Source organism: Mesorhizobium sp. M0848, from assembly GCF_040319805.1.
GTDB lineage: Bacteria > Pseudomonadota > Alphaproteobacteria > Rhizobiales > Rhizobiaceae > Mesorhizobium.
The window spans coordinates 102315-118396 of the sequence record NZ_JAMYOM010000025.1; the positions used below are offsets into that span (position 1 = coordinate 102315).

Below are 16082 nucleotides of genomic sequence, written 5' to 3' on the forward strand. Positions count from 1 at the left end.
GCCCCGGCGCGCGTCCTTCGCGCGGTGCCGGTCGGTCTCGCCTCAAGCCCTGCCCGGCCATCCCAAATTGAGCGAAAGCACCTTGCCCGGTCCATGCACGGCCGCAAACAGCAGTCCGGCCAGGAACGAAAAATGGTCGACGAAGAAGCCGAACTCGGCCTGGTTGCCGGCCCAGTGGCTGGGTCCGTGGAAGGCCAGGGCGAGGAACAGCACATAGCCGGCGGCGACAAGGGCCGCCTGCGAGAAGAAGGCGCCGGTCAGGAAGCACAGCACCAGCGCGACTTCCAGGATCGCCGCGCACCAGGCCAGGAACAGCGGAAACGGAAAGCCGGCGGCGGCGATATAGCCGGCGGTGGCGTCCATGCCCATGAACTTGAAGGTCACGGCCATCAGGAAGACGCCGGCGAAGATCAGCCGGGCGATGAGAAGGGCCGTGGTCTGCCACGGCGATTGAGTGATTTGCGACGACATGCTCGTTCTCCAGCTTTGCAGGTTGCTCGCTCCTAGGACGCGCGACGGGCGCCAGGTCCGACACATCAGGCCAATTTTTCTCGAGAGGCCCGAACGGCTTCCGGCGCCGCCCGCGATTGAAACTTGTTGGTAATCACGGAAGTGCTATCGTTAGTCGGGGCTAATGCACCGGCGTGCCGGCGCAGCGATTTTGGGTGGGCTGAAATTTGCGTACAAGCGTCAGGTTTGGGGCGATATCTCATAGCGTGCGGTCGGCGCCGCTGGAGTGCAGCGGCTGCGGTGGCGCTGGCCAAGTCTTCGAATGCCCGCGCTGGACGAGTTCCAACGGCCATTGCTGCCCTGCCGGCACCCACCGGCGCGGCTGCCCCGGCCTCAGCGCTGCATGCTCCGAATGTGACGGCGACCACGCTTCCGACGCCGACCTCATGCGGCCATCGGCCTGATACAGGCCGGTTGCAGCCTGGCCATGTCGCCTGGTGGAACCGGCAGCGCCGATCTGTGTTATGTCGTGTTGATCGCGGGCGCTGAAGGTTGCGCGTTTCCCCGAAAACAGAAAGCGAGGCCTGAGATGGCTGACGACAAGTCGAAGACGAAACAGGACCGCAAGCAGGTCTCGAGCGAAGAGCCCTACGAGGTTGCAGCCTTTGCCCGCAAATACGGCATTCCGCCAAGCGAGGCACAGACCATCATCAAGCGCTACGGACCCTCGCGCAAGAAGCTCGACGCCCATATGGCGGCCCGCGGCTAGCGCATGTCGCCCAAAAGTGGATCTCGGTTTTGGGAGAACGACATGCATGAAGCGGGTCGTCTGAACTCGTTCGGGCGCGGCGCGCTTTAGGCCCGAAACCATTTCGCCTGGACGGCGTTGAAGATGCTGCGGGCCGTGTCAACCGGGCCTGGTGGTACGGTGAACAGGATGTCTTTTTCCCGGTTTCTCATCCTGGCCAACGAAACGGCAGACGAGCATCTGTCCCACCCGGCCCGCAGCGCCACGCATTGAGGGAGGTTGTCATGTCCGACACCATACGCAGGACCGGCAGCTGCCTGTGCGGCGGCGTGCAGTTCGAGGTTCACGGCCCGCCGTTGCGCGTCGGCCTGTGCCACTGCAAGGATTGCCGCAAGGCCGGCGGGTCGGTCTATTCGGCCTTTGCCATCTGGCCGCGCGAGGCCTTCGAGACGACCGGCCTCGTCAGCTCCTATGGCACGCGCAGCTTTTGCCCGACCTGCGGCGGCCGCGTCGCCTGGGTCGACGACAACGAGGCCGAGGTGGCGATCGGCAGCCTCGACATCGCGCCGACCGATCTCGTGCCCGAATATGAACTGTGGACCTCCAGGCGCGAGACCTGGCTGCACCCTCTGCCCGGGACCGAACAGTTCGAGCATGACCGCCCAGCGGCGCACAACGCCGAAGCGCCGACGCCGAGATCGCTGTCGGACATCGACGCTGAGATTTGATCTCCGGGAAAGGGAACCCTGCCCTGCCGCCGACGTTACCGGATGCCTCTCACGCATGCCGTCCAGCGACTTGCGGCAATCATGGAGACGACCGTTGAACGACAAGATGTTTCCCCGCCCCATCAGGTTGAAATTCGCGCCGGAGCGCGAGCGCATCATCCGCAGCGCCTGGGAAGGCCTGGAATGCCTCGGCGACTGGCCGGCTGGCCAGGGACGGCGCTACCGGGCGGCGTTGCGCAGTTGCCGCGATGCGCTGGATGGCTGGACGCCGGCGGAAAAAGCGATGCGGGCGATGATCGACGCCGCGCGCGAAGCAAAACTCCTCCAGTAGTTGGAACAGGGGCCATGCCTGATCTCATTTTGCCCACACCGATGCGGATCAAGCCGCATGGGTCGGATACGATCCGCGACGTCGCCACGCTCAAGGATGCCAGCGAAATCCTGATCGACTGGCCGCAGGCCAAGCGCGGGCCGTTCTACCAGGCGGCGCGCGAGAAGGTCGAAGCCGCCCTGGAAACCAAGATAGGTGCTGCCGAGGCACAGGAAGCGTTCGCAGCGCTCTGCAGCCACTCCGGCGTTTTGGTGCGATAGCGGTTTCAATAGAAGGCAGGCGGGGCATCGTGCCTCGCCTGCTTCGTGCAAATCGGTCCTGATCACTCCGTATCCGAATGATCGATCCGATTATTCCGCCGGAAGCTCGCCCTGTACGATCGGGTGAGAGGTTTCGAAGCCAAAACTCTTTGGCGCCAGCAGAATCAAGGCAATCACGATCGCTATCGAGGCAAGCAACGTGGCAGTGGCTGCAATATCTCTCACGATAATCTCTCCAAATTCCAAGTCGTGAGAAAAACGCTCCCAAGATAACGAGGTTCCATTAGCTTGCGCGATAATACCAACGAGCCGGCGTTTATTGTTTCGGCGGCTGGGGCGGCACTTCACCAGGCTTGATTACCGGCGTCTTGCCTTCGTCGGGAGCGGGCGCCGCCATGCCCTGGTCGCCCGTCGGGGGTGGTTTCAGCACGCCGCCGCAGTCGTTGAGCTTGGCGGTCAAATTGCCGTCATCGGCCTGCTGTTCAGGCTGCTGTTTTGCCCCTTGCTCGGTCTGAGCCCTGCATTTGTCGGCCTGCAGCGCCTGGCTGTCGTTCTGCTGCTGGGCCGCGGCCGGCACTGCCAGCGCCAGCATGAGGCCTAGTGGCATGATGGCGAGAGTTCTCATCACTGCCTCCTTCTTTTCTTTCACGGCCGCCCGCGGCGACCTTCCCTTCACAGGGACAACGCCTGTCGAAGAAAAAGGTTGGCCGCCTCGCCGGGCGGCATTGCAACCAAACCCGTTTGCCGGCCGTTGCGCGTGCCGGAGGCGGTCATGTTCGAAGGTTTTCAAAGCACGGAAATCGACATTGGCGATGCCGGCATATACTGCCTGCGTGCCGGCGGCGGCCCACCGCTGCTGTTGCTGCACGGCTTTCCGCAAACGCATCTGATGTGGCGCGACATCGCCCCCGCTCTGGCCAGCCGGTTCAGCGTCGTCTGCGCCGACCTGCGCGGCTATGGCCGCAGTTCCTGTCCGACGTCCACTCCGGACCACGCACCCTATGCCAAGCGTGCCATGGCCGCCGATATGAGGAGGCTGATGGAGAAGCTGGGTTTCAGCAGCTTCATGGTCGCCGGTCATGATCGCGGCGGGCGTGTCGCCTACCGCATGGCGCTCGACCATCCCGACAGCATCGACAGGCTCGCCGTTCTCGACATCGTGCCGACCGCCGATGCCTGGGACCGGGCCGACGCCAGGCTGGCGCTGGGCTATTGGCCATGGTCGCTGCTGGCGCAGCCAGAGCCGTTGCCGGAAAAGATCCTGTCCGGCGCCGCCGAGGCGATCGTCGACAATGCGCTCAACGGCTGGGGCTCGCCGCCATCGGCGTTTCCAGCCGAAGTGCGTCAGGCCTATATCGAGGCCTTGCGCGCGCCTGCCCACGCCCATGCCATCTGCGAGGAATATCGGGCGGCAGCCACGCTCGACCGCGAGCACGACCATGCCGACAAGGCAGCCGGCCGGCGCATCCGCTGCCCGCTGCTGGCGCTATGGAGCGGTCAGGGCGCCTTGGCGGATTGGTATGCCGGCGAAGGCGGGCCGCTGGCGCTGTGGCGCGGCTGGGCCGACGATGTGCGTGGCCAGGCGATGCCGGGCGGGCACTTCTTTCCCGAGGAGAATCCGGCGCGCACGGCCGATCTGCTGGCCGGCTTCTTCGGTGAAACCAGTCACGGCATTTCCCGGCGATCGGAATTACCTTCGCCCTTCCTTTGATCGGGCCGAAGCCCCCTCCTTCTCCGCCTTTGCCTGACTGCCTTCATCACCGGCGGCAAGGCCGGGTCCGCGTTCGAACCGGCGCAGAAAGCCGGCAACGACCAGCACGATCAGCGTGCCGAACCCGGCCACTTGCCAAAGACCCAGTCCGCAGGCGACGCCGATCGCGCCCGCCAGCCACATGCCGGCGCCGGTCGTCAGCCCATGCACCTCGCCGCGCGAAAACATGATCGAGCCGGCGGCAAGGAAGGCGACGCCGGCGGTCACCGCCTCGACCACCCGGATCGGATCGACCTTGACCGATTCCCCCGCGAACATCGGCGCGTGCACGATCTCCACCGTCAGGATGCCGAAGGTGGCGGCGGCGACGCAGACGAGAATATGCGTGCGAAGTCCGGCCGGGCGATTGCGCCATTCGCGTTCGAAACCGATGACCGCGCCATAGAGCGTCGCCAGCAACAGCCGCGCCGCGATGACCGGAAACGAGGTGTAGGTGGAATGGCCGAATTCCTCCACGAGTTGTTCCATGATGTCCCCTCCGAAAGCGTGACGCCACAACGCGGCCACCGGGTCACGGTTCCTGAATCCACCGCCAGGTGCGGCAAGGATGCGGCCGCTTTTGAAAACGCATCTGCCAAAGGGAGGTTGATGGAACCAGACCTCAAGGGCTCAGGAAGGCTCGGTTTCGGGCAGGTCGGCGCCGAGCTCCGGAACGATGATCGAGTCCAGGGGCGCCGTCAGGGACCATTTGAGATGGCCCGGGCTGCGATCCAGCACCGCCAAGCCGTTCAGCGATTGCGGCGCGACCCGTTGCAGGACGACAGTGCCGAAACCCTTGCGCGTGCTTTCGTCTTGCCGCCCCCCGGGCCGCTCTCCTTCACGCACCGGCATCGTCTCGTCCCAAACCAGATGGATTTCCCGCTTGTCCGAAACGCCTTCGACGATCCGCCAGGTGATCTCGAGCCGCCCGGCCTCGCTCGCCAGCGCGCCATATTTTGAAGAGTTGGTGCCGAGCTCATGAAATGCCATGCCGAGATTTTGCACGGCGTTCGGCTGCAGGGTCAAAAGCGGTCCGGACAGCGATACCCGCGCCTCGTGGCCGAACGGCTTGAGCTGCTCCTGGGCGAGGTCGAAGAGGCTGGCGCCGGCCCATTCCGAGTTCACCAGCAGATCGTGCGACCGCGACAGCGCCATGATGCGGGAACGGATCAACTCCTCGAATTCACGCGGATCGGTCGAGCGTTTGCTGGTCTCCCGGATCATCGAGAGGATCACCGCGAACTGGTTCTTGACGCGATGGTTCACCTCGCGGAGCAAAAGCCTGATCCGGCGCTCGCTCTCCTTGCTGGCGGTGATGTCGCGGGCGATCTTCGAGGCGCCGATGATCTCGCCGGACGCGTTCCTGATCGGCGAAATGGTCAGCGACACGGCGATGAGGCCGCCGTCCTTGCGTCGGCGGATCGTCTCATAGCTTGCCAGCAGTTCGCCTTTGCGGACCCGGCTGATGATGTCGGTCTCTTCATCCTTGAGATGATCGGGGATGAGCATGAGCACGGACCGGCCGACGGCCTCTTCGACGGTGTAGCCGAACATGCGTTGCGCCGCCGCGTTCCAACTGGTGATGATGCTGTTCAAATCCTTGCTGACGATGGCGTCGAAGGACGAATCGACAATCGCCGCCAGCCGCGCATCGGCGGTAATGGCGATCAAGGCATCAAAGCCCGCCAAATCTGTCACTGTCGACCCCTTCTCCCTCATGCGCGGATTGCGCGCATGGCCACCAATGCGCCGCGGTGGGTTTTGGTTGCAATCGCCTCCCAACATTCCTCCCAGGAACAGTCCAGGCAGTTCATGACTGGACCTTGCACTGGAACCTTGCGCGCTTGCGCGAGTTGCACCCGACACCCCCATGGATGGCTCAATAAGGAGGCACACGATGAGCGACGGCGATCTCGACCGGGTCTGGAAGCTGATGGACAGGATCGGTTTCTGTATGCTGGCCACCCGCGAAGGCGATGACATCCGCTCGCGACCCATGGCGGCGCATGTGGTGCGCGACGAAAACGCAATCTACTTCCTCACCGATGTCGACAGCCATAAGGACGACGAGATCGAAGCCGAGCCCAATGTCGGTCTCGCCTTCGCCGATTCAGGCGGCCAGAAATATGTTTCCGTCAGCGGTCTGGCGGCGGTTTCGAACGACCGCGCCAAGATCAGGGAGTTGTGGTCGACCCCGGCCAAGGCCTGGTGGGACAGTGCCGATGACCCTTCGATCCGCGTGCTTAAAGTGACGCCGAAAGATGCCCAGTATTGGGACAGTCCCGGCACCGTGGTCAGCTATGTGAAGATGCTGGCGGCAACGGTCAGCGACAGCCGCCCGGAAATCGGTAACACCGGCAAGGTCAGGATGTAGCCGGACGGCGTCGAGGACCTCAGGCAGATGTGCGAATGCCGGTGGGGCGCAGCGAATATCGCCGGTGCGGCACACCGGTGCCGATCAGTCCGGCTTGGGAGGGTCAGGGGCATTCGGTGCTGGATCGGCGTCGGCATCCCTTTGCGGACAGTCCTCGTAGCTGTGGTCGCGGCCGCCGCAAAAAGAACAGCACATGGCCTCGCGATCCCCGTTTCCGGGACGCCATTGCGGGGTTTCGTAGGGCTTCCTGCCATTCATCCCCAGCAATGCACGACGGACCATTTGGTTGCGCCGCCACCGACGGCCGGCCGGCGGTTGCGGAACCACCCGCCGGGATGCGAGTTTCGGCCAATACATCCATTCGAGGGAACAGCCATGCCGATGCGCCGAATTGCCTTGATGGCGGCAGCGATCTTGCTGGCCGCGACCGGCCTCGCCGAAGCCAGGCCCGATACCCGCACGATGAGTTGCGACCAACTCCGGCAACTGCTCCAAAGCCATCATGCCGTGGTGCTGACCACCGGCCCCAACACCTATGACCGCTATGTCAGGCAGTTCGGCAACGAATGCGACTGGCCGGAGGTGCCGATGTCGGCCTATGTCCCGACCCGTGACGGCAACTGCCCCGTCTACCGCTGCGAGGAACCTGTCACCAACTTTCCGGACTGAGACCGCGCCTCAAGTCGCTTTGCCGCCGCATTGCGTTGATCCCGGCGCGGGAACCGGCTAGGGGTGGGGGCAACTTGCATTTTCCCGCTTCGTCTAATGGTAGGACAGCGCCCTTTGAAGGCGTGAATCGTGGTTCGAGCCCATGAGCGGGAACCAGCAAGCAACCAATCGTTCGGCTGGTTCGAAGCTGCGCGCAGACTGGCCAGCCGGCTTCAGCGTATTAGCGCGCGCTTGTATTTCACTCGAAGCAGGATCATCATCCTGGCCGACAGTGGATCGAAGGGGTGCAGCGACATGGAACTGAGTTGCTTTGACGGGGGCGTCCTTGCATCGGCGATGTCCCTGAACATCACGGCGGTTTTCATGATATTGGCCGCATTTGCCGCATTTCGGCTGGTTGCAATATCGCGCGAAGGTTCTGCCGACCAACTCCAGACGGCGTAGCCCGCAGAGAACCTCCTGTGCAGGAGAAGGCATATGGCCGCCAGAAAGGTGATAGCCGTCAAGGACTGGTCTTGCGGCATGAGCGACGAGCTTGGCCGCGTCGTCCTGACCATCAACCCGACCGAGGGTGAGCCCATCCTGGTTTTGATGACAATTTTCCAGGCGGCAAGGATGGCCGGGGAATTGCGGGCGCCGAAACTCGTCCCCATACCTCGGTGAGGCAGCGCCCCCGGGCAAAGCGATCAAGCTCGCCGAGGCAGCCCCAACGCCCTCCCCGGCGAGCCCTGTTGCTCCGTTACGATGAACAATGGAGCAATTACTGCGTTACGGATCCGGGCGCCATTAAGTTGCATCCGGCCTCCTGAAACCATTTCGCGGACCCCGCGTTGACCACCGGGCCGACACAGGAGACATCTCATGACCGTCAACTGCCGCATATCGATCGACAACCGGCCGGAGGCCACGGACGCCGTTTTCCAGGCGGTTCCCCGGATTGGCGAAAGCGTTGCGCTGTCGATCGACGGAACCACGCAGGATCTGCGGGTATCGCGCGTCGTGCACGTCACCAATGGCAGCCTGGAAGGTGCCGCGATCGTCGTCGAAGTGAGGACAAACATCCTCTGAATCGAGAGTTATCGTCCGCTACGCCGGCCGGCACCGCGCGGCGACCGCCGACCGTTGCGGGGACCAGGGCGGCCCACGCGCGGTGAACCGCTCTACTCCTTGCCGCCGTCGGAAATGCCGTTGCCGTCGGCGGTTGGCAGGATGCCGAAGTCTTGCGACTTCGCCCCTTGCTCCGCCGTCAGGAAGCCATCCGCGGCAAGACCGCGCCGCAGCAATTCCCTGACGGCGGCCGAACGGCTCGGCATGCGCTTGTCGAAGCGCCAGTTTTCCAGCGCCGCCAGTTCGTCTGACGTCAGCATGATCTGCAACCGTTCCGGGCGTTCCAGTTCAGTCATCGCGCTTCCCTCGCTCTGGACCACGTTTACGTCGAATGAGCATTCAACTCATTTACCTCATAATTAGGAAACCGCTCCTAGCGCGTCAAGACCTCGCGATGTGTGAACCGCTTCTCGTGCTCATGATGAGCCTGACGGGTATTCGGCGTAAGGCGCACACTTGCATAACTATGCTAACTGGTTGATTTATTTGGGTATTATTTAATTCGTGACTTGCCAAGGCGAAGTCTTTGCCGCATTGTGCGATCTGAACAGAAAACCGTTCCCTTCGGGAGGTTTCGATGCGGTATAATTACTCGGCGCGACTGCGCGATGACGTCCGTTCAGCGGTCCAGATCGCCTTCAGGAAGACCGGCATCGTCAGCATCACGGCGGTGGCGGAGCATGTAAGGGTCAGGAATCTGGCCGAAAACGTCGCCCTCGAGGACGTCGAATACCTTGTCTTCCAGGCAGCCCAGTTGATTGGCGCCGCAATTGAATTCGACGGGCTCACCAATTTCGACGGCGTAGCTGGTCTGTTCGTGGATGGGCTCGGTGGCGACGGTGGCGAGCACGTGATCGCCCAACTCGACAGGCCTGGTCCGGCAACCCTGCAGTAGGGCAGTTCCGGCTGAACGCGCATTTGTCCCGTGCCAGTCAGGGGGCCTCCTCAAAAGGCCGCCCTGCTGTTTCTGTACCCTGATGATGATGAGAGCTGTTCCGTCAGGCGGAGCCGGCGATTTGTGAGGCGAAGTCCCGATAGGGACGCAGCGGGCGGCCCAGAAGCGCGGTCAGCCGCTCGACGTCCCCGGCCTCGGGCAGCATGCCGTCGGTCAGGAACCGCTCGCCCATCAAGCGCATGTCGTACGCCATCCAGGCAGGCAGGAACTGCTTGAGATTCTGCTCGAAACCTTCGGTATTGTCGCCGCCGTAGCTGATCGGGCGTGCGAGCACGTCTGACCAGATGGCCGCGATATCCGTCCCGGTCAGTGTCTGCGGACCGACGAGATTGATCCGCTCCAGCGCAAGCGGCCCTGCGGATCGTTCCCGACGCAGCAGCTCGAGAGCGGCGATTTCGGCGATATCACGCACGTCGACCATGGCGAGCCCCTTGGTGCCGATCGGCATTGTGTAGGTGCCGTAGCCGGTGATGACGTCTTCGATCATCAGGTCGTTCTGGATGAAGTAGGCCGGGCGCAGGATCGTAGCCTGGAAGCCCATCTGCTCGATCATTCGCTCGACGCCGAATTTGCCGGCGAAATGCGGCACGTTCACATAGACGTCCGCATGGATCACCGAGAGATAGACGATCCGCTCGATGCCCGCCGATCGGGCGACGTTCAGCGCGACCAAAGCCTGGGTGAATTCGTCCGGCACCACGGCGTTCAAGAGGAACAGGGTGGAAACGCCGGACATGGCTTTGCGCAGCGAATCGACATCGAGAAAGTCGCCTTGCGCGACCGATACGCCCGCCGGGAAGCTGGCTTTCGACGGATCGCGGACGAGAGCACGGACATCGGCGCCGCGCTTGACGAGGTGCTCGACGACTTGGCGGCCAACATTGCCTGTGGCGCCGGTAACAAGGATGGTCATGGAATTTCTCCTGTTGGGTTGCTTGACAGGCCCAATATGTGTGGCTCACAAACAGTCAAACAGGCCGAAATTTTAGACGTACCGTCTCACTGGTGGAACACTCATGGATCTTCTGGCCCTGACCGATTTCAACCTCGTTGCCCGCCATGGGGGTTTCGGCAAAGCGGCAAGGGCCACCGGCCGGCCCAAGGCAACGCTGTCCCGGCGGGTTGGAGACTTGGAGAGCAGCCTTGACCTGCGCCTGTTTGAACGGGGTGCGCGCAACCTGAAGCTCACCGAGGAAGGGCGAGCACTCTTCGAGCGGACGGGGACCTTGCTCGCCGAGCTGGACGAGACGGCCGCCGAGATCGCCTCGGGCGGCCAAAGACCCAAGGGCAGACTGCGGATCAGCGCACCTCTGCATTTTTCTCAAACCGCGATGGGAAGGATCGCCGCGGGATTTACCCTCAAGCATCCCGAGGTGAGGCTTGAGGTCACGACGGAGGACAGGGCTGTCGACATGATCGAGGAAGGTTACGACCTGGTGATCCGGGTCAATCCGAAACTCGACGAAAGCCTGGTCGGACGGGCGTTTCTCCGCGACCGCCTGGTCGTTGTGGCGAGCCCGGACCTTCCTCGTACGACCGGTGGGCAGGCCGCTCCTGGCGTTGCACGCGGCACAGGCGAACGCCAGACATGGCACGTGAAGGACCATGGTGGCCGCTCGACGATTGCGGTTGAGCCTGTCCTTGCTCTGTCGACGCTGATCATGGTGCGGGATGCGGTGCGGGCCGGCGTCGGTGTTGGACGTCTCCCAATTTCCCTGGTGAGCCACGATTTGGCTGACGGCACCCTGGTGAATTGGGGGGACATCGATGGCCCGGAGATCGCTCTTTGGACGCTCTACCCCTCCCGGCGGCTGCTCAGCGTGCGCGTGTCGGCGTTCCTGGATTTTCTGAAACAGGCCTTCCCGAATGGGACGCCGGACGAACTGGCCGCCTATATCGGCAGGTGATGCCCGGCCGCTTTCGCCGGCAAGAACCTTTATTTTTCGCGGAATGATTTCCGGCGGAACAAGTTGGGGTGACGAAAATTACCTTGTCACCCTTACAAGAGGAGGACGTCGTGAAAGGCTTGGGCAGTCTCCTTGCCGAACTGTCAGCCAGCTGGCTCAAGCGCCGCAAGGCGCAGGCGCCCACTGTCGTGAACACAGTCAAACCCCGCCCCGCCCATCAGGCGCCGCGGCAACGTGCCGCCCACAAACCCAAAACACCGTCCACCCGCGACGTCTCCTCGAACATGTGAGCCGCGCGGACAAGATGGGGTCGCCCAATGCCATTGGGAGGTATCGGCAACTCTCACGCCGGATTGATTGGCATCGACGAAACCTTTGAGCGGCCATAGGCGTTTATCGCTTCAGCCCTATCGAGGTGGTTCCAATGCAAACGGCATGGTTCTCGAAGCCTGTGGCGGTTTCGGTCGGCGTCACCGGTTCCATCCACCATCTGTCCAACACACAGCAGGCCATTGATTTGCTCACCACACATTGGCGTGACGCAGGCAGCCCGAAGCATCAGTCCGCGCTGCGCGCCTGTCGGCGGGCGACGAGCGGCGATGTCGCCCCCGACGTCGCCAGGGCGGCGCTCGTCGAGGCCGCGCGTGAAGCCCACATCCTGATCGAATAGAGTGTCGATTGAATCGGCCAACGTCGATGCGGCTGCTATAGTCGCGCATCCCCTCCTTGGAGACCCCACCATGACCCTGAACACACGCAAGCTCGGCAGCCAGGGGCTGCAGGTCTCGGCCATCGGCGTCGGCTGCATGGGCATGAGCCAGTCCTACGGCCCGGCCGACGAGGCCGAATCCATCGCCACGCTGCACCGTGCCATCGAACTCGGCTGCACCTTCCTCGACACCGCCGAGGTCTATGGCCCTTACGACAACGAAGCCCTGCTTGGCCGGGCGCTGAAGGGCAAGCGCGACCAGGTGACGATCGCCACCAAATTCGGCTTTCGCATCGAAAACGGCAAGCAGGTCGGAACCGACAGCCGGCCCGAACACATTCGAGAGGTCGTGGAAGCCTCGCTCGGCCGCCTCGGAACCGACCATATCGACCTGCTCTACCAGCACCGCGTCGACCCCGCGGTGCCCATGGAGGATGTCGCGGGCGCCGTCGGCGAACTCGTCGCGCAAGGCAAGGTGCGCTTCTTCGGCCTGTCGGAGGCGGGTGCGGCCAACATCCGCCGGGCGCATGCCGTGCATCCGGTGTCGGCCGTGCAGAGCGAGTATTCGCTGTGGGAGCGCAATCTGGAGCCGGAGATCATCCCGCTGCTTGGCGAACTCGGCATCGGCCTGGTGCCGTTCTCGCCGCTCGGCCGCGGTTTTCTCACCGGCCAGGTCAAGCGCGCGGAAGACTATCCCGACGGCGATTATCGCCGCAACGACCCGCGCTACCAGGGCGAAAACTACGACGCCAATGTCGAGGCGGCCGCCAAGGTGAGCGACATCGCCGCTGCCCGCGGCGTCAAGCCCGGCCAGGTCGCGCTGGCCTGGCTGCTGGCGAAGGGCGACGGCTTTGGCATCGACATCGTGCCGATCCCCGGCACTAAGCGCACAAAATACCTGGAAGAGAACGTCGCCGCCGCCGCCATCAAACTCGATGCCGCCGAGATGGCCGCGCTCGACGCAGCGCTTGCGCCGGGAAAAGTCTCCGGCCCGCGCTACACCGAGCGGGGCATGGCGATGGTCGATCGGTAGGGGTGCCTGCTCCAGCGTCCGCGACGGTCTCGCCAAGGTCGTTCCGAATAGACAAGGCTACCGAAAGCCCAGATGCTTCCGATAGCAGTGGGTTTCCACGGTGAACCTGCCGGCGACATCGTCCGGCAGCCAAAGTGCGTCTTCGAAGGTGCGGCTCAAGCGCCACCCTTCGCGGGCATAAAATCTCTGCGCGCGGAGATTTCCCGCCGTGCAGAAAAGCTCGGCCTCCGCCACGCCTTGTTCGGACAAGAGATGCTCGGCGCGTAACAGCAGATCGCGGGCGGTCCCGCTTCCCCGTGCTTGCGGGCTTACATAGAGTTTCACCAGCTCCGCTCCGTTGATGGAGACGAAGCCAAGCAATTCATCGGCTGCCGCCACATGGAATGCATCGGCGGATTGCTCCAGCCACAGCGAAAAATGCGCGGGCGTTCGGTACGCCAGGATTTCGGCCGGAATCAGATGCGCATGGGCATCATGCCAGCCCTGGTGCCATAGTTGCACGATCGCCGGCTGGTCGGCTTCTTGGGCTGGGCGAATTTCAAGCATTCCTCACCGCCTGCAAAAGTCTGGGATCTGCCGCGCCAGGGTCATTTGCCGCTTCCGGCATTTCCAAGAATTACAATCCGCTGCATCATCCCTGGCTTTGCGAACATCTCAGAGCGTTCGCGCGCCATGCCTGTCCAGCGTGCTCGGGGCGTTGACCGCAAATTGCGCAGCGAAAGCCCTGATGTAAGCGGGCCGAGCTTCACCGCGCGCCACATAGGCAGCAAGGTTTTGATATTCGTCCAAAATGCCCGACATTCTTAGTCGCAGCAGCACCGATACCATCAACAGATCGCCCGCGCTGAATGCATCGTCGAGCCACTCGGCGGCGCTCAGGCGAGCCGAGAGCCTGTTGAGACAGGCGCGAACACGATCCTTCACCAATGGCAAACGCTCCTCGCTCCAGGGCTTGTCAGCTTCGAATATCTTTGCCGTCGTTAATTCGAGGATCGGCGGCTCGACTGTGTTAAGTGCGGCAAACATCCAGGTGATCGCACGCGCGCGGGCATCGCGATCGCCGGGCAGCAGGCCCGCGTGCTGCTCGGCAAGATGAAGGATGATCGAGCCGGTCTCGAACAGTGAGAGAGAACCCTCCTCATAGGTGGGGATCTGGCCAAAGGGCTGGAGTGCCAGATGGCCAGGCGCCTTCATCTCCGCGAAGGAAACAAACCGAACCTCATAAGGCTGCCCTGCTTCTTCGAGCGCCCAGCGAACGCGCGTATCGCGCGCCAGTCCCTTGCCGCGATCGGGCGATCGCTTAAATGCCGTGATGGTGATTGTCATCGCATCGTTCCTGATTGGGTGAATTCTTCGGCTCCCTATCGTGAAGACGAATGGGCCTCCCGGAAATCGACATCGGTCTGAACTATTTTCCGCAATTCGTGCCTGGCTTGTCGACCCCGACACTGCCGAAGAAGGCGAAGGCAGGGCCTAACCCGCCGCTGCCGCCGTGACCTTCTTGGACGCGGCCCGCTGTCGCCGCATGCGCCGTTTGGCGACAAGCTTGAGCGCGACCGGCGGCTCGTTTGACAGCGCGCCCAGCACGGCGTCGACCATGCCATGCGCCACGAAATCCGCGTTCATGTCACGGGCCAGTTTGTCGGCCGTCTCCTTGTCCTCAGCAGCGGCCTCCGACCAGAACACGATTCCCACCCGAAGTGCGGCCTTCGCGCGCTTCAGCCGGCGAACCAGGAAACGGGCGTGCTTGACGGAATCCCGGTTCAGGAATCCGACCACGACGGTGTCGACGGTTTCGAGCTCAAGGCGGCGAATGCTGGCGGGCTCCATATCTGCAAAGCCGGCTTTCGATACCGTCGCGCCCTGAACCTCCAGCACCTGCGCCAGCATCGCGGCGGCGGCGTCGTCGAGCTCGCCACGCCCACCGGCGCAAAGCACGGACATATCCGTGCCATCGGGCAGGTCGGTCTCGTCTTCCCCGTTGGGATCGCCATCGTCGCTCGCCTCTGCAGCCACGGGCGGCTCCTCCTCCTCGCCTGCCTCCTCCTGCGCGCTGTCGTCGAGATTGGCTACCAGCATCAGGGCACTGGCCGCCACCTGCCGCCTTTGCAAATCGCCCATGACGCCGCGCACACGGTCCTGTTCGCCCAGCAGAAGCGCCGGAATGGCAACCTTGTCATAGAATTCGACCAGATATTTCTCCTCCAGCATCTCCTCGGCATGGTCGGTGGCTTCTTCCGGATCGCCGGCCAGCAGCCGCTGGTACAGGCGCGCATGGGGTTCGAGCACGGGCTCGTTGCCGAACAGAACGTCGAGGAATTCAAACTGCGGCACGTGCCGGCCCAGCACCACCAGGCAGACGGTGAGCGGTGTCGACAGGATCAGCCCGAGCGGCCCCCAAAGCCACGTCCAGAAAATCGCCGCGACGATGATCGCCAGCGGCGACAGTCCTGTCCGCGAACCGTAGAGCCAGGGTTCGATGACATTGCCGGTGATCAGCTCCATCACCACGAACAGGGCGGCCGTCCACAGCACGAGCGACCAGCCCGGCGCAACGGCCAGCGCCAGGAACAGCGGCAACAGCATGCCTATGATGGGGCCGATATAGGGAACGAAACGCAGCGCCAGTGCCAGCAGCCCCCACAGCAGCGCATTGGGAATACCGAGGGCCCAGAGCCCGATCGCGATCGGTATGGCGTAGACGATGTTGACGACCAATTGCATCAACAGATAGAGGCCCACCCGCTTGGCGGCATCCTGAAGCGCCTCGGTGGTGCGGTGGAGGTCGCCGTAGCCGACAAGCCGGATGAAGCGGTCGCGCAGATCCTCCCGCTCGAGCAGCATGAAGATGACGACGACAATGATCAGCCCGGCCGACCCAAGCGGGCTGATCAGCGGCCCGACGATGTTCTGCAGGACCTGGAGCGGCCTTTCGCGCGCGACGATCTCGACCGGCACCGGCTCGCGCGGCGGCTTTTCCGGGGTGGCAGCCGGTAGCGAGGGGTCCTGCCTGTCGATCTCCTGGCCGACCCGCTCGACCACCTTGCTCAGTCTGGCAAGG

The 16082-nt window shown here is 63.3% G+C and carries 24 protein-coding genes and 1 tRNA gene; 14 read left to right on the forward strand and 11 right to left on the reverse strand.

What is annotated here, in order from left to right; genetic code table 11:
- Positions 1-42 precede the first annotated feature (42 nt).
- Positions 43-471 (reverse strand): DoxX family protein, encoded by a 429-nt coding sequence (locus tag NKH95_RS25910; protein WP_352893671.1) that lies wholly within the window; start codon positions 469-471, stop codon positions 43-45.
- A 568-nt stretch (positions 472-1039) separates the two neighbouring features.
- Between NKH95_RS25910 and NKH95_RS25915 the strand changes: the two genes are divergently transcribed.
- The 4 genes from NKH95_RS25915 (at position 1040) to NKH95_RS25930 (ending at position 2517) form a co-directional block, all read left to right on the forward strand.
- Entirely contained in the window at positions 1040-1219 is a 180-nt protein-coding gene (locus NKH95_RS25915; RefSeq protein WP_023813816.1) for a DUF3606 domain-containing protein, read from the forward strand.
- Positions 1220-1482: 263 nt separating this feature from the next.
- Positions 1483-1926: a GFA family protein gene (locus NKH95_RS25920; RefSeq protein WP_352611206.1), complete on the forward strand. Its 444-nt coding sequence runs from the start codon at positions 1483-1485 to the stop codon at positions 1924-1926.
- A gap of 94 nt (positions 1927-2020) precedes the next feature.
- Entirely contained in the window at positions 2021-2257 is a 237-nt protein-coding gene (locus NKH95_RS25925) for a DUF982 domain-containing protein (protein WP_023813818.1), read from the forward strand.
- A gap of 14 nt (positions 2258-2271) precedes the next feature.
- Positions 2272-2517: a DUF982 domain-containing protein gene (locus NKH95_RS25930; protein ID WP_023813819.1), complete on the forward strand. Its 246-nt coding sequence runs from the start codon at positions 2272-2274 to the stop codon at positions 2515-2517.
- A 90-nt stretch (positions 2518-2607) separates the two neighbouring features.
- Here the strand turns inward: NKH95_RS25930 and NKH95_RS25935 are convergent, their stop codons facing one another.
- Positions 2608-2742, reverse strand: a complete 135-nt coding sequence (locus NKH95_RS25935) for a hypothetical protein (protein WP_023813820.1) — start codon at positions 2740-2742, stop codon at positions 2608-2610.
- Positions 2743-2833: 91 nt separating this feature from the next.
- Positions 2834-3142, reverse strand: coding sequence for a hypothetical protein (locus tag NKH95_RS25940; protein ID WP_023813821.1), 309 nt, complete (start codon positions 3140-3142; stop codon positions 2834-2836).
- A gap of 147 nt (positions 3143-3289) precedes the next feature.
- On the opposite strand from NKH95_RS25940, the gene NKH95_RS25945 reads away from it, so the two are divergent.
- On the forward strand, positions 3290-4228 hold the full coding sequence (locus NKH95_RS25945) for an alpha/beta fold hydrolase (RefSeq protein WP_352674232.1): 939 nt from the start codon (positions 3290-3292) through the stop codon (positions 4226-4228).
- On the opposite strand, the gene NKH95_RS25950 is transcribed toward NKH95_RS25945, so the two are convergent.
- On the reverse strand, positions 4208-4756 hold the full coding sequence (locus NKH95_RS25950; protein WP_127297318.1) for an MgtC/SapB family protein: 549 nt from the start codon (positions 4754-4756) through the stop codon (positions 4208-4210). The genes NKH95_RS25945 and NKH95_RS25950 overlap by 21 nt on opposite strands.
- Before the next feature lie 141 nt (positions 4757-4897).
- A complete protein-coding gene (locus tag NKH95_RS25955; RefSeq protein WP_352868836.1) occupies positions 4898-5965 on the reverse strand; it encodes a sensor histidine kinase in 1068 nt (355 codons plus the stop codon).
- 199 nt (positions 5966-6164) lie between these two features.
- On the opposite strand from NKH95_RS25955, the gene NKH95_RS25960 reads away from it, so the two are divergent.
- The 3 genes from NKH95_RS25960 (at position 6165) to NKH95_RS25970 (ending at position 7466) form a co-directional block, all read left to right on the forward strand.
- Positions 6165-6641 (forward strand): pyridoxamine 5'-phosphate oxidase family protein, encoded by a 477-nt coding sequence (locus tag NKH95_RS25960; protein WP_023813825.1) that lies wholly within the window; start codon positions 6165-6167, stop codon positions 6639-6641.
- 375 nt (positions 6642-7016) lie between these two features.
- On the forward strand, positions 7017-7310 hold the full coding sequence (locus NKH95_RS25965) for a hypothetical protein (protein ID WP_352441244.1): 294 nt from the start codon (positions 7017-7019) through the stop codon (positions 7308-7310).
- 82 nt (positions 7311-7392) lie between these two features.
- Positions 7393-7466 (forward strand) — tRNA-Gln (locus NKH95_RS25970).
- 56 nt (positions 7467-7522) lie between these two features.
- Here NKH95_RS25970 and NKH95_RS25975 read toward each other — a convergent pair.
- The gene (locus NKH95_RS25975; protein WP_155930617.1) at positions 7523-7675 is read right to left on the reverse strand and encodes a hypothetical protein; all 153 of its coding nucleotides are present in this window, start codon (positions 7673-7675) and stop codon (positions 7523-7525) included.
- 112 nt (positions 7676-7787) lie between these two features.
- On the opposite strand from NKH95_RS25975, the gene NKH95_RS25980 reads away from it, so the two are divergent.
- Together NKH95_RS25980 and NKH95_RS25985 are read left to right on the forward strand one after the other, a co-directional pair.
- Positions 7788-7973, forward strand: coding sequence for a hypothetical protein (locus NKH95_RS25980; RefSeq protein ID WP_352441245.1), 186 nt, complete (start codon positions 7788-7790; stop codon positions 7971-7973).
- 198 nt (positions 7974-8171) lie between these two features.
- Entirely contained in the window at positions 8172-8378 is a 207-nt protein-coding gene (locus NKH95_RS25985) for a hypothetical protein (RefSeq protein WP_352893675.1), read from the forward strand.
- 92 nt (positions 8379-8470) lie between these two features.
- Here the strand turns inward: NKH95_RS25985 and NKH95_RS25990 are convergent, their stop codons facing one another.
- Entirely contained in the window at positions 8471-8713 is a 243-nt protein-coding gene (locus NKH95_RS25990) for a hypothetical protein (RefSeq protein WP_023813828.1), read from the reverse strand.
- A gap of 281 nt (positions 8714-8994) precedes the next feature.
- Here NKH95_RS25990 and NKH95_RS25995 point away from each other — a divergent pair, with 281 nt between their 5' ends.
- Positions 8995-9312, forward strand: coding sequence for a hypothetical protein (locus NKH95_RS25995; protein WP_023813830.1), 318 nt, complete (start codon positions 8995-8997; stop codon positions 9310-9312).
- A 103-nt stretch (positions 9313-9415) separates the two neighbouring features.
- Here NKH95_RS25995 and NKH95_RS26000 read toward each other — a convergent pair whose 3' ends face one another.
- Positions 9416-10285 (reverse strand): NmrA/HSCARG family protein, encoded by an 870-nt coding sequence (locus NKH95_RS26000; protein ID WP_352441247.1) that lies wholly within the window; start codon positions 10283-10285, stop codon positions 9416-9418.
- A 103-nt stretch (positions 10286-10388) separates the two neighbouring features.
- Between NKH95_RS26000 and NKH95_RS26005 the strand changes: the two genes are divergently transcribed.
- The 3 genes from NKH95_RS26005 to NKH95_RS26015 all read left to right on the forward strand — a co-directional run bounded on the left by NKH95_RS26005 (position 10389) and on the right by NKH95_RS26015 (position 13021).
- Positions 10389-11279, forward strand: coding sequence for a LysR family transcriptional regulator (locus NKH95_RS26005; protein WP_352441248.1), 891 nt, complete (start codon positions 10389-10391; stop codon positions 11277-11279).
- 424 nt (positions 11280-11703) lie between these two features.
- Positions 11704-11949: a DUF982 domain-containing protein gene (locus tag NKH95_RS26010; RefSeq protein ID WP_023813833.1), complete on the forward strand. Its 246-nt coding sequence runs from the start codon at positions 11704-11706 to the stop codon at positions 11947-11949.
- Between the two features lie 70 nt (positions 11950-12019).
- Positions 12020-13021, forward strand: coding sequence for an aldo/keto reductase (locus NKH95_RS26015; protein ID WP_352441249.1), 1002 nt, complete (start codon positions 12020-12022; stop codon positions 13019-13021).
- 57 nt (positions 13022-13078) lie between these two features.
- On the opposite strand, the gene NKH95_RS26020 is transcribed toward NKH95_RS26015, so the two are convergent.
- The 3 genes from NKH95_RS26020 to NKH95_RS26030 form a co-directional block, all read right to left on the reverse strand.
- On the reverse strand, positions 13079-13567 hold the full coding sequence (locus NKH95_RS26020) for a GNAT family N-acetyltransferase (RefSeq protein ID WP_352441250.1): 489 nt from the start codon (positions 13565-13567) through the stop codon (positions 13079-13081).
- 108 nt (positions 13568-13675) lie between these two features.
- The gene (locus NKH95_RS26025) at positions 13676-14347 is read right to left on the reverse strand and encodes a glutathione S-transferase family protein (protein WP_352441251.1); all 672 of its coding nucleotides are present in this window, start codon (positions 14345-14347) and stop codon (positions 13676-13678) included.
- 147 nt (positions 14348-14494) lie between these two features.
- Positions 14495-16082, reverse strand: a 1588-nt coding sequence (locus NKH95_RS26030) for an AI-2E family transporter (RefSeq protein ID WP_352893678.1), incomplete at its 5' end; no start/stop codon positions are given.

What these genes read in the sequence shown, in the direction of transcription:
- NKH95_RS25910 (WP_352893671.1), bottom strand. Translation starts at nt 471, where the DNA reads ATGTCGTCGCAAATCACTCAATCGCCGTGGCAGACCACGGCCCTTCTC.
- NKH95_RS25915 (WP_023813816.1), top strand. Translation starts at nt 1,040, where the DNA reads ATGGCTGACGACAAGTCGAAGACGAAACAGGACCGCAAGCAGGTCTCG.
- NKH95_RS25920 (WP_352611206.1), top strand. Translation starts at nt 1,483, where the DNA reads ATGTCCGACACCATACGCAGGACCGGCAGCTGCCTGTGCGGCGGCGTG.
- NKH95_RS25930 (WP_023813819.1), top strand. Translation starts at nt 2,272, where the DNA reads ATGCCTGATCTCATTTTGCCCACACCGATGCGGATCAAGCCGCATGGG.
- NKH95_RS25940 (WP_023813821.1), bottom strand. Translation starts at nt 3,142, where the DNA reads ATGAGAACTCTCGCCATCATGCCACTAGGCCTCATGCTGGCGCTGGCA.
- NKH95_RS25945 (WP_352674232.1), top strand. Translation starts at nt 3,290, where the DNA reads ATGTTCGAAGGTTTTCAAAGCACGGAAATCGACATTGGCGATGCCGGC.
- NKH95_RS25950 (WP_127297318.1), bottom strand. Translation starts at nt 4,756, where the DNA reads ATGGAACAACTCGTGGAGGAATTCGGCCATTCCACCTACACCTCGTTT.
- NKH95_RS25960 (WP_023813825.1), top strand. Translation starts at nt 6,165, where the DNA reads ATGAGCGACGGCGATCTCGACCGGGTCTGGAAGCTGATGGACAGGATC.
- NKH95_RS25965 (WP_352441244.1), top strand. Translation starts at nt 7,017, where the DNA reads ATGCCGATGCGCCGAATTGCCTTGATGGCGGCAGCGATCTTGCTGGCC.
- NKH95_RS25975 (WP_155930617.1), bottom strand. Translation starts at nt 7,675, where the DNA reads ATGAAAACCGCCGTGATGTTCAGGGACATCGCCGATGCAAGGACGCCC.
- NKH95_RS25980 (WP_352441245.1), top strand. Translation starts at nt 7,788, where the DNA reads ATGGCCGCCAGAAAGGTGATAGCCGTCAAGGACTGGTCTTGCGGCATG.
- NKH95_RS25985 (WP_352893675.1), top strand. Translation starts at nt 8,172, where the DNA reads ATGACCGTCAACTGCCGCATATCGATCGACAACCGGCCGGAGGCCACG.
- NKH95_RS25990 (WP_023813828.1), bottom strand. Translation starts at nt 8,713, where the DNA reads ATGACTGAACTGGAACGCCCGGAACGGTTGCAGATCATGCTGACGTCA.
- NKH95_RS25995 (WP_023813830.1), top strand. Translation starts at nt 8,995, where the DNA reads ATGCGGTATAATTACTCGGCGCGACTGCGCGATGACGTCCGTTCAGCG.
- NKH95_RS26000 (WP_352441247.1), bottom strand. Translation starts at nt 10,285, where the DNA reads ATGACCATCCTTGTTACCGGCGCCACAGGCAATGTTGGCCGCCAAGTC.
- NKH95_RS26005 (WP_352441248.1), top strand. Translation starts at nt 10,389, where the DNA reads ATGGATCTTCTGGCCCTGACCGATTTCAACCTCGTTGCCCGCCATGGG.
- NKH95_RS26010 (WP_023813833.1), top strand. Translation starts at nt 11,704, where the DNA reads ATGCAAACGGCATGGTTCTCGAAGCCTGTGGCGGTTTCGGTCGGCGTC.
- NKH95_RS26015 (WP_352441249.1), top strand. Translation starts at nt 12,020, where the DNA reads ATGACCCTGAACACACGCAAGCTCGGCAGCCAGGGGCTGCAGGTCTCG.
- NKH95_RS26020 (WP_352441250.1), bottom strand. Translation starts at nt 13,567, where the DNA reads ATGCTTGAAATTCGCCCAGCCCAAGAAGCCGACCAGCCGGCGATCGTG.
- NKH95_RS26025 (WP_352441251.1), bottom strand. Translation starts at nt 14,347, where the DNA reads ATGACAATCACCATCACGGCATTTAAGCGATCGCCCGATCGCGGCAAG.